10 protein-coding genes and 1 tRNA gene are annotated in these 10,581 nt (G+C 67.9%); all 11 read left to right on the top strand.

Features of this window, described 5'->3' with window-relative positions; all coding sequences use genetic code 11:
- Nucleotides 1-760 (top strand): diacylglycerol/lipid kinase family protein (locus F8D48_RS09105; RefSeq protein ID WP_151431412.1); only part of this gene is annotated, 760 nt, incomplete at its 5' end.
- Between the two features lie 110 nt (nt 761-870).
- Nucleotides 871-946: transfer RNA gene (locus F8D48_RS09100), tRNA-Arg, on the top strand.
- A 97-nt stretch (nt 947-1,043) separates the two neighbouring features.
- On the top strand, nt 1,044-2,360 hold the full coding sequence (gene rlmD / locus F8D48_RS09095; protein ID WP_151431410.1) for a 23S rRNA (uracil(1939)-C(5))-methyltransferase RlmD: 1,317 nt from the start codon (nt 1,044-1,046) through the stop codon (nt 2,358-2,360).
- 92 nt (nt 2,361-2,452) lie between these two features.
- Nucleotides 2,453-2,980, top strand: coding sequence for a peptidylprolyl isomerase (locus F8D48_RS09090; protein ID WP_135970828.1), 528 nt, complete (start codon nt 2,453-2,455; stop codon nt 2,978-2,980).
- An 81-nt stretch (nt 2,981-3,061) separates the two neighbouring features.
- The gene (locus F8D48_RS09085) at nt 3,062-4,441 is read left to right on the top strand and encodes a tetratricopeptide repeat protein (protein WP_135970829.1); all 1,380 of its coding nucleotides are present in this window, start codon (nt 3,062-3,064) and stop codon (nt 4,439-4,441) included.
- A gap of 82 nt (nt 4,442-4,523) precedes the next feature.
- The gene (gene ndk, locus F8D48_RS09080; protein WP_135970830.1) at nt 4,524-4,928 is read left to right on the top strand and encodes a nucleoside-diphosphate kinase; all 405 of its coding nucleotides are present in this window, start codon (nt 4,524-4,526) and stop codon (nt 4,926-4,928) included.
- Nucleotides 4,929-5,387: 459 nt separating this feature from the next.
- Nucleotides 5,388-6,425: a 4Fe-4S dicluster domain-containing protein gene (locus F8D48_RS09075; protein ID WP_151431408.1), complete on the top strand. Its 1,038-nt coding sequence runs from the start codon at nt 5,388-5,390 to the stop codon at nt 6,423-6,425.
- Nucleotides 6,415-7,326, top strand: coding sequence for an FAD/NAD(P)-binding protein (locus F8D48_RS09070; RefSeq protein WP_151431406.1), 912 nt, complete (start codon nt 6,415-6,417; stop codon nt 7,324-7,326). The genes F8D48_RS09075 and F8D48_RS09070 overlap by 11 nt, the downstream gene beginning before the upstream one ends.
- Entirely contained in the window at nt 7,327-8,109 is a 783-nt protein-coding gene (locus tag F8D48_RS09065) for an NADH-quinone oxidoreductase subunit B family protein (protein ID WP_151431404.1), read from the top strand.
- 3 nt (nt 8,110-8,112) lie between these two features.
- Nucleotides 8,113-9,402, top strand: a complete 1,290-nt coding sequence (locus F8D48_RS09060) for a Ni/Fe hydrogenase subunit alpha (RefSeq protein WP_151431401.1) — start codon at nt 8,113-8,115, stop codon at nt 9,400-9,402.
- A gap of 108 nt (nt 9,403-9,510) precedes the next feature.
- Nucleotides 9,511-10,566 carry a rod shape-determining protein gene (mreB, locus tag F8D48_RS09055; protein WP_016308611.1) on the top strand — a complete coding sequence of 352 codons (1,056 nt, stop codon included), beginning with the start codon at nt 9,511-9,513 and terminating at the stop codon, nt 10,564-10,566.
- Nucleotides 10,567-10,581: the final 15 nt, after the last annotated feature.

The following is a 10,581-nucleotide window of genomic DNA, read 5'->3' as shown; positions in this document are numbered from 1 at the left end:
GGGGGAGGAGGTGGCCGCCGTCATCGCCCTGGGCGGCGACGGCATCGTGAACGAGGTGGCCTCCGGGCTCATGGAGCGCCCCGCGGCGGCCCGGCCGGCCCTCGGGGTCATCCCGGCCGGCTCCGGCAACGACTACGCGGCCACCCTCGGCATGGCCTCTTCCATCCCGCGGGCCATCGACCAGATCCTCGCCTTCCGCACCGGCCCCGCCGACATCGGGCGCGTGAACGGCCGCTACTTCGTGGAAACGCTCTCCTTCGGCCTGGATGCGGCCATTGCCCTGGATACCATGGAGCGGCGGGTGCGCACGGGCCGGGCCGGCACGCGGCTGTATCTGGAAAGCGCCGTGGACCAGCTGTTCCATCACCTCGAGACCTACGACTTCGCGCTGAATGTCCCGCGGGTGGCGCCGGGGCTCGCCCCCATCCACCTGAAGGGCAGCTGCTACCTGTTCGCCGTGCAGGTGGGGCCCACCTACGGCGGCCACTTCCGCATCACGCCCGAGGCGGCCCTCGATGACGGCCTGCTCGACCTGTGCTGGGCCGTGCCGAAGCTGGCGCCGGGGCGCGCTCTGGCCGTGCTGCTGGCCGCCCGCTTCGGGCGCCACACTGGAAACAGCCACATCCACTTCGAGCGCGCCGAGGCGCTGGAGCTGTCCTTCGACCGCGAGCCGCCCGCTCAGATCGACGGCGAGAAGATCGAGGGCGACCGCTTCGCCATCGATTGCATCCCGGGCGCCCTCACGGTGATCTTCGGCTAGGGGTCGCGGCCGCCGGGCGGGGCCGTCCGTGGGGGATTTTGGAGTTTTGCGGCGCGGGCGCGACTTTTGCACTATAATAGCCTGCGCCCCGATGAGGGGCACCCCTATGCGCCCTCGTAGCTCAGGGGATAGAGCACTTGCCTCCGGAGCAAGGTGCCGCAGGTTCGAATCCTGTCGAGGGCACCACGATTGACCAGGGCGGGCCAGCAGGTCCGCCCTTTCTCGTTTTCGCCGCTGTGCCGCGCCGCCCGCGCCGCCCCGGCGCCCGACCGAAGGAGCCCCTATGACCGAGACCGTTTCCATCGACCGCATGAGCTACGGGTCGGCCGCCGTGGGGCGCCTGGCTGACGGCAAGACCGTCTTCGTGGAGGGGGCCGTCCCGGGGGATGTGGCCGAGGTGGAGGTAGTGGAGGCCAAGCCCCGCTTCGCCCGGGCCACCGTGGCGCGGCTCGTGGAGAGCTCTCCCGACCGCGTGGCGCCCCCCTGCGCGGCCGGCTGCGGGGGCTGTTCCTGGGCCCCCATGGCCTACCCGGCCCAGCTGGCGGCCAAACGGGCCAACGTCGCGGACGCCCTCGTGCGCACGGGCCGGGTGGACCCGGTTCGGGCCGAGGAGATCGTGGCGCCGTGCGTCCCCTCGAAGCGGGAATGGGGCTACCGCAACAAACTGGAGCTGGCCTGCGGCGCCGACGGCGCCGGCCGCCTCGTGCTCGGCATGCGCCCCGAGGGCAGCGCCGAGGTGGTTCCCCTCGAGGCGTGCCCCTTGGCCAACCGCCTCATCGAGAAGGCCCCGAAGGCCCTGCGGGGCGCCCTGCGGTTCCTCTCGGGCAACGAGGACCTGGGCATCTTCCGCGTGGGGGTGCGCGGCAGCCTGCGCACCAAGGACGTGGAGGTGGCCCTGTGGACGGCGCCGGGCCCCTTCCCCCGGGCCGCGGCGGCCAAGACATTGGCCCAGGCCTGCAAGAACACCTCGCTGGTGCGCGTGGTGGCCGAGCCGGGCCGCGCCCGCAAGGTGAAGAAGGTGGAGGCCATCGCGGGCAAGGGCTGCTGGGAGGAGGAGCTGGCCGGTGCGCGCTTCCTCACGAGCGCCCCGTCGTTCTTCCAGGTGAACACCGCCCAGGCCGAGCGGCTCGTGGCCCTCGTGCAGGAGGGCCTGGAGCTGGAAGAGGGCGACTACGTGGCCGATCTCTACGCCGGCGGGGGCACCTTCTCGGTGCCGCTGGCCGCGGCCGGGGCCGATGTGGTGGCCGTGGAGTCGGCCGGCTCCTCAGTGCGCGACCTGCGGCGCAACGCCGAGCGGGCCGGGGTGGACATCGAGGTCATCGGCGGCGACACGGCCCGGGAGCTGCCGGAGCTGGGGGACCTGGACGCCCTCGTGGTAGACCCGCCCCGAGCCGGCTTGGCCGAGGGGGTGGTGGACTCCATCGCCGCGGCGGCCCCGCGCCGGGTGGCCTATGTGAGCTGCGATCCGGCCACCTGGGCCCGGGATGTCGCCCGCTTCGAGGCCGCGGGCTACCGTTTGGCGCGGGCAACGCCCGTCGACCTCTTTCCCCAGACCTACCATGTGGAAGTGGTTAGCATTTTCGAGCGTTCCGACCGCTAACCTGTTAGAATCATTCCCCGTATGTAAAGATACGATCCGCACCGCCCCCGGCCCCCACCCGCGGCGGCGCGCAGCGAGGAAAAGGAGGGCCCATGGCTCTGTACACCCCCGAATACCAGCCCACCGGCGAGGAGATCGCCGTCATCAGCACCTCCAAGGGCACCGTGCGCGTGCAGCTGGCCGGCAACGACGCCCCCATTCACGTGGGCAATTTCGTGGAACTGGCCCAGAAGGGCTTCTACGACGGCCTGAAGTTCCACCGCTACGTGCCCGGCTTCGTGATCCAGGGCGGCTGCCCCAACACCCGCGAGGCCACGCCCGAGCAGGTGGCCGCCGGCCGTGCCGCCGGTTTCGCCCCCTTCGGCACCGGCAACCCCGGCTACTCCATCAAGGAGGAGTACACCACCAACCCCAACAACTCCCATGAGGACGGCGCCCTGGCCATGGCCCGCTCCATGGATCCGAACTCCGCCGGCTCCCAGTTCTACCTGTGCCTGGGCCCCCAGCACAACCTGGATTCCGGCTATACGGTGTTCGGCCAGACCATCGAGGGCAAGGACGTCATCGGGCAGCTCCGTGCCGGCGACGTCATCGAGTCCATCACCATCGAGAACGCCTAAGGGCGCTCCCTCGGCGGCCCCGCGCGGCCGCCCGCGGCCCTGGGGCCTCTACCTGCAAGGAAGACCGAGCGAAGGAAGTCTATGAACAACGAGTTATTCGATCGAGCGAATGAGCGCTACCGCCTGCGGGATTTCCGCGGTGCGCTGATGACGTTCACGGAATGCTTGCAGGACACGAACTACCCCTTGGCCCCCGGCGAGATGGGCCTGCTCTACCACCAGATCGGCAACTGCCTGGTGAAGCTGAAGAACCCGCGGGAGGCCATCCAGGCCTACAGCCAGGCCACGGCCGACCCGGCCTACGGGGCGCTCGGCACCGTGGAGTGCAACCTCGGCATGGCCTACGCCTCCCTGCGCGACTACGACAACGCCATCCGCTATTTCGAGAAGTCGGTCACCGATAACACCAACCCCACGCCCTACAAGTCCTACATGGGCATGGGCAATGCCCTCATGAAGCTCGGCAAGTCCGCCGAGGCCGGCGTGGCCTTCCGCGAGGCGGCCCTCGACGAGGCGAACCCCGATCCGACCAAGGCCCTGCTGAACCTGGGCGTGTGCTTCATGGCCCTGAACCGCCCGGCCGATGCCGTGGCTTCCTACGAGAGCGCCATGCAGTTCGACATGCTGCCGGCAACCCGTAACAAGCTCCAGGCCTCCCTTGGCCAGGCCTACGTGGCCTGCGGCCAGATGGAGAAGGCCGTGCACGCCTTCGAGGAGGCCATCGCCGACAAGACCTACTTCCTGTCCGATTCGGCGAGCGTGGACTACCAGCGGGCCGTGGGCGCCGTGGCCCAGGGCACCTCCGAGCAGAACCAGGCCACCCAGGTGCTCCAGCTGGCCGATATGTCCGGCCTCGACGTGGCCGCCGACGGCTCGAGCGTCTACGATGTGGAGGCCTACGACGAGGCCGCGGCCGAGCCCTTCTACTACGACGAGCCCTACGAGGTGGATCCGGCCAACTTCCCCGGCTACGTGGGCGCCTACGACAACGTGGACAACGACCGCTTCTTCACCGCCACCGACGCGGAACTGGAGCAGTGGTCGCGCGGTTTGGCCAAGCAGGACCGCAAGCGCCGCAACGTCGGCCTGAAGGTGCTGCTGTTCTTCGTGGTCGTCATTGTGCTGGCCGCTGCGGCCGGCGTGTTCGCCTACGTCCAGGGCTATGGCTGGCCGACCCAGGACGAGGTGGTGAAGACGCTGTTCGCCGATCCGGCCGCTGCTCCGGGCACGGTGCTCGCCAGCAGTGTGGAGGAGTCCAAGGTGGCCGCCATGCTGGATCCGGTGGTGACCGACCCGAATGTGACCATCGACGGCATGAACCGCTCCATGAGCGACTCGGTGGTCTATGCCACCGCTGCCACCGGCGAGGGCGGAACGGTCACCTACCAGGTATCGCTCGCCCGCGACGGCATCGGCTGGAAGGTTACCAACATCGAGCTGTACTTCCCGAGCCAGAGCTAGGCCCTGGCCCCCTGTGGCATAATCGGCCCGCCCTGTGTGCGGGCCGTTTGCATGACCTGAACCCCATTTCGAAAGGATACCCATGGCTATTCAGAAGACCTACTCCATGATCAAGCCCGACGGCGTGCGCAACGGCCACATCGGCGAGATTGTCAACCGCTTCGAGCGCGCCGGCCTTGTCGTCGAGCGCATGGAGCTCGGCATGGTCACCCCCGAGCAGGCCGCTGCCAACTACAAGGAGCACGAGGGCAAGCCCTTCTACGAGGGCCTCATCGCCTACATCACCTCCGGCCCCGTGGTGAAGATGGTCATCTCCGGCGAGGGCGCTGTGGCCAAGTGCCGCTCGCTTATGGGCGCCACCAATCCGGCCGAGGCGGCCCCGGGCACCATCCGCGGCGATTTCGGCCTCATCATGGACGAGAACGTCATCCACGGCTCCGACTCTCCCGAGTCCGCCGAGCGCGAGATCGCGATCTTCTTCGCCTAGGAAAAGCGGTCCTTTGACCTGTTCGCGTCGGAGTGGAAACTCTTCCGGCGCCTGTGCGACAGCGGGAAGCCCGAACGGGCTTCCCGCTGTTTCTCTATTCCCCGTTTTTGTGCAGCAAACTCCGCGAAGCAGATGCGAGGGGGACTGGTGGGCCGATCCGACTGATCTCTTCCCGTGAAAACCGCGGAATTTTACAGTCTGCAGGCCCTGGGGCATCTACTTCGCGGAACTTGCTGCACAAATTCTCGTCTTTGGGAAACGAAAGCGTGGGACCGGCCTTGCCGATGGGGGGGGGCTCTTCTGCGTGAGGGGCGCGGATGGCCTGTATTCCCATCCTGGGCGCGGTAGGTTTCATCTGGTTTTTCGGCCGCCAGGCGACCTGTCGGCGCACAAGCGCTCCCGAGCGGTTACCATAGGGCCAAGGAGAAGACCCAGGGAACCGAAGGAATTCGATCGCCTATGCTGTACCGTGTCATCGATCGCGCGGACGTGCCCTCGCTCGTGGCGGCCTTCATGGAGCGCTATGAAGTGGTGGCGCCGGTCAGGCGCGGCGAGAAATACGTGTTCGCCGCCGTTTCCGACTTCGACGAGATCGCACTGGACTACCCCACCACCATCGCCTCGCCCAAGAAGTACTTCCTGCCGGCGACCGAGACCCTCTTCGAGTTCGACGCGCGGGAGAACGCCGTCACCGATTACGTGGACGAGGTGCGCCCGCGGGTGCTGTTCGGGGTGCACGCCTGCGACATCAACGGCATCATGAACCTGAACAGCGTGTTCAACGACCCGCGCTATCCCGATCCCTACTACCGGGCCCACCAGGACGCCACCCTCATCGTGGGGGTCAGCTGCACGCCGGGCGACACCTGCTTCTGCCATCTCATGGATTCCGAAGAGGCCCGGCCCGGCTACGATTTGTTCCTGAACGCCATCGGCGAGGCGTTCCTCGTGTCCATCGGGTCGGTCACGGCGGCGAACATCCTGGAGGGGGCCTGCGACGTGCGCGAGGCCACCGATGCCGACCGCGCCGCCTTCCGCGCCGCCACCCGCGCCCGCCAGGGGGCCTTCAACGGGGCCATTCCCGACGTGCAGGAGATCCCCATGCTCATGGACGCCTTCCACGAGGACGGTTTCTGGGACGAGTTGGGCGGCCGCTGCCTGTCCTGCAACGCCTGCGCGAGCGTGTGCCCCACCTGCTACTGCTTCGATATCCGCGACACGCTTGATCCCGGCGCGGAGACCGGCCGGCGTGAGCGGGTGTGGGACGGGTGCACCTCGCCCCAGTTCGCCATGGTAGCCGGCGGCCACAACTTCCGCCCCACGGCCGCCGAGCGGGTGCGCCATCGCATGTACCACAAGCTCAACGGCTTTCTGGCCACCCACGATCGCAGCCTGTGCGTGGGCTGCGGGCGGTGCGCCGCCGCTTGCAAGGTGGGCATCAGCCCCATCGAGGTGCTGAAGTTCTTCGAGAGAAAGGGGGCCGACGATGGCGAGTAGAGCCTCTCACGCCACCGTGGCCGTCCATCCCTACCGCGACGAGGGCCCCGAGATGACCGGCGCCGAGCTCATGGCCGCCAACCCCTACCGGCCCTGGCCGGCCCGCATCACCTCCATCACCGAGCTCACGGCCACCGAGAAGCTCTTCGAGTTCCGGCTCGTGGACGAGAAGATCCGCGAGGCGTTCTGCCATGCCCCGGGCCAGTTCGTGGAGCTGTCTCTGTTCGGGGTGGGGGAGGCGCCCATCTCCATCTCCTCGTCGCCCACTAAGCGCGGCTTCATCGAGCTCACCGTGCGTCGCGCCGGTCGCTTCACTGAGCGGCTCCACCGGATGCAGTGCGGCGAGATCGTGGGCATCCGCGGCCCCTTCGGCCGCGGCTTTCCCATCGAGGCCATGCGCGGCCACGACGTGCTGCTGGTGGCCGGGGGCCTCGGCATCGCGCCTCTGCGCTCGCTCATCAACAACATCCACGATGAACGCAGCGAGTTCGGGAAGGTCACCATCATCTACGGCTCGCGCAACCCGCAAGAAGTCATGTTCCGCCACCAGTTCGAGATGTGGCGCCACCGCAAGGACTTCGATCTGTACCTCACCGTCGACCACGCTGATGAGACCTGGGACGGGGAAGAGGGGCTCGTCACCAAGCCCTTCGAGCATCTCCAGATCGACGCGGCCAACACTTTCGGGGCTCTGTGCGGCCCGCCGGTGATGTACCGCTTCGTCGTGGCCGAGATGCGGAAGAAGAACATTCCCTACGACCGCATCTACATGAGCTTCGAGCGCCACATGAAGTGCGGCGTGGGGAAGTGCGGCCACTGCCAGGTGGGACATCAGTACTGCTGTATCGACGGGCCGGTCTTCAACTATTGGGAAGCCAAGAACATCCAGGGGTCGATGTAAATGAGCGAGAACACCGCTGCCGGCGAGGCCCGCGCCCCGCGCGTCGTGCTCGTAGGCCTGGCCAGCTGCTTCGGCTGCCAGATCAACATCACCAACATCGAGCGCCACCTTCTGGCGGTGCTCGGCCAGATCGAGCTGGGCTACTGGCAGCTCACCACGTCGGAGCCCATGCCCGAGGCCTTCGACGTGGCCGTCATCGAGGGCGCCGTCACCACCGAGGAGGCGGCCGAGACCGTGCGCGCCCTGCGGCAGCGCGCGGCCTGCGTCATCGCCATCGGGTCCTGCGCGGCCACCGGCGGCATTCCCGGCATGGCCGCCGGCGCGCTCGCGTCCCATGCGGAAGCGGTCTACGGGGAGGGGCTTCCCGCGGCCTGCGGCGTTCTGCGGGCCCCGGCGCCCGTGTCGTCCGTTATCGATGTGGACTTCACGGTGAACTGCTGCCCTGTCGACCCCTTCGAGTTCGTGCGGGTACTGGACGCAGCCCTCTACGGCAGCAACCGGCTGGATGCTACCGCCACCCTCTGCGGCCAGTGCGCCCAGGGCGAGGGCGGCTGCCTCTATAAGCGCGGCCAGATGTGCCTGGGGCTCGTGACCCGCGCCGGCTGCGGGGCGAAGTGCCCCGGTCTCGGCCGGGCCTGCAACGGCTGCGCCGGCCTCTCGCCCGACGCCAACGTGGACGCGGCCCGCGCCTTCGCGGCCAGCCGCGGCTTCGCGCCCGAGCGCTTCGACGAGGCCCTGGAGATGTTCAACGCCGTGGCCTTGGCCCCGGCAGGGGAGGAGTAAGCCATGACCGCCACCTGCATCAGCGTCGATCACGTGGCCCGCGTGGAGGGCCACGGCGACATCCGCGTTGTCATCGAGAACGGGGAGGTGACCACTTGCGAGATGGCCGTGGTGGAGCCGGCCCGGCTCTTCGAGTCCATGGTGGTGGGCCGTTCCTTCGAAGAGGTGCCCTACATCGCCTCCCGGATCTGCGGCATCTGCTCGGCGAGTCACGTGGTCACCGATATCCGCGCCATCGAGGCCGTCTTCGGCGTGGCGGTGACCGACCGCACCGAGGCCTTGCGGGAGCTGTTGGTCTACGGCTCCTATCTTCAGAACCACGCCACGCACCTGTTCGTGTTCGCCGCCCCGGACTTTTTGGGCCACAAGTCGGTGTTTCCCCTGGCCGACACGAACCCGGATCTTCTGGAGCGAGCCCTGGGGCTGAAGGCCCTGGGCAACGAGCTCTGCACGCTGGTGGGCGGGCGGTCCATCCATCCCATCACGGCGGTGGTGGGCGGATTCACCCACGAGATCGAGGCGGCCGAGTACCGCCGCCTGGCCGAGGTCATGGACGCCTCCCGCGCTTTCGCCCTGGCCAGCGTCGATCTGTTCCGCGACTTCGATACCATCGCCCTTGAGACCGCCGGCGACATGCTCGCCATGGTGGCCCCGGGCGCCTACCCGGTGTGCACCTCCGATACGGCCCGCTTCGTGAGGGCCGGCTACGAGTTTGCGGCCGCTGCGGTGGAAGAGGAGATCGAGGAATACCCCCAGGGCTCCTCGGCCGCCTTCCTCGCCCGGGCCCGGCGCACGGGCGCGCCCTATATGACCGCGGCGCTGGCCCGGGTGAACGCCAGCTGGGACGCTCTCTGCAAGGACGCCCGCTACGCCGCGGCCAAGGCGTCCTTAAGGCCGCCGGAGTACAACCCCTTCGCCAACAACATCGCCCAGGCCGTGGAGCTGGTGGACGTGCTCGACCGCTGCGCCGCCCTCTGCCGGCGCCTGGCTGACGACGAGTTTGCGGGCACAAGCGCGCCGGTGCCCTTCGCGGCGCGGGCCGGCGTGGGCACCGGCTTCACCGAGGCCCCGCGCGGGGCCCTCTTCCACCGGCTGGAGCTCGACGGGGACGGCCGGGTGCGCCGCGCCTCCATCCTCACCCCCACGGCCCAGAACATCGCGAATCTGGAAGCTGACATGCGCCAGCTGGCCGAGAAGATGGTGGGGGAGGGCTACGACGGCGCCCTCATTCGCCTGGAGATCGAGAAGCTCGTTCGCGCCTACGACCCCTGCTTGTCCTGCAGCGTGCACTAAGGGGCGCGGAAATTGCCCTCTACCTGTGGAGTTTCCGCGCCTCTGGGGGGCCTGTGCTAAAATCTGAGGCTGACTGTAACCTATACGTTTTCCGAAGGGTTTGCCTGTATGTCATTCCTTGATATGTTCTCCAGCCTGACCGGCCAGATGTCCGCGGACATGGCCATCGACCTGGGGACTGCCAATACCCTCGTTGCCATTACCGGGGAGGGCATCGTCATCAACGAGCCCTCCGTCGTCGCCATAGAGAAGTCCACCCACCGCGTGCTCGCCGTCGGTCATGAGGCCAAGAACATGATCAACCACACGCCGGACGCCTTCTCGGCGGAGCATCCCCTGAAGGACGGCGTCATCGCCGACTACGACGTGACCGAGGCCATGCTGTCGGCCTTCATCAACAAGGCCTCCGAGCGGAAGTACCCCTGGCAGCCCAAGCCCCGCATCGTCATCTGCATCCCCTGCGGCGCCACCTCCGTGGAGAAGCGCGCCGTGTTCGAGGCCGCCATCCAGGCCGGGGCGCGCCAGGCCTACCTCATCGAGGAGCCCATGGCCGCTGCCATGGGCGCCGATCTGCCCGTGACCGAGCCCACCGGTTCCATGGTGGTGGACATCGGCGGCGGCACCACCGAGGTGGCTGTTATCTCGCTGGGCGGCATCGTGACCTCCTCTAGCCTGCGTCTGGCCGGCAACCGCCTCGACGAGGCCATCGCCATGCACCTGCGCGACCTTCTGGGCATCAAGATCGGCGAGCGCACGGCCGAGGTCATCAAGATCAAGATCGGCTCCATCCTGCCCTTCGAGGACGGTCGCGAGCGCGATATGATCATCTCCGGCCAGGACGTCTACACCGAGCAGCCCAAGGAAGTGACCATTCAGTCCGAGGACGTGCGCGCGGCCCTGCAGGCCCCCATCGAGGAGATGGTGCTGCACATCAAGGATACCTTCAAGAAGACCAACCCCGACCTGGCCAGCGATATCATCCAGAACGGTATCCTGCTCACGGGCGGCGGTGGCCTTCTGTCGGGTTTGGACCGCTACCTCACCGACAAGCTGGAGATTCCCGTGTGGGTGTCCGAGACGGCGCTCACCAATGTGGTGTCCGGCTGCCTGAAGGTGCTCGAGACGCCGACGGCCCTCAAGCAGACGCTTATGCGCTCCAAGTAAGGGCGACGCGCACCG

The sequence above is a fragment of the Adlercreutzia muris genome (assembly GCF_008831045.1).
Taxonomy (GTDB): Bacteria; Actinomycetota; Coriobacteriia; order Coriobacteriales; family Eggerthellaceae; genus Adlercreutzia; species Adlercreutzia muris.
Note: the sequence above shows the minus strand (reverse complement) of the source record. Positions and strands in the feature narration are given on the sequence as shown.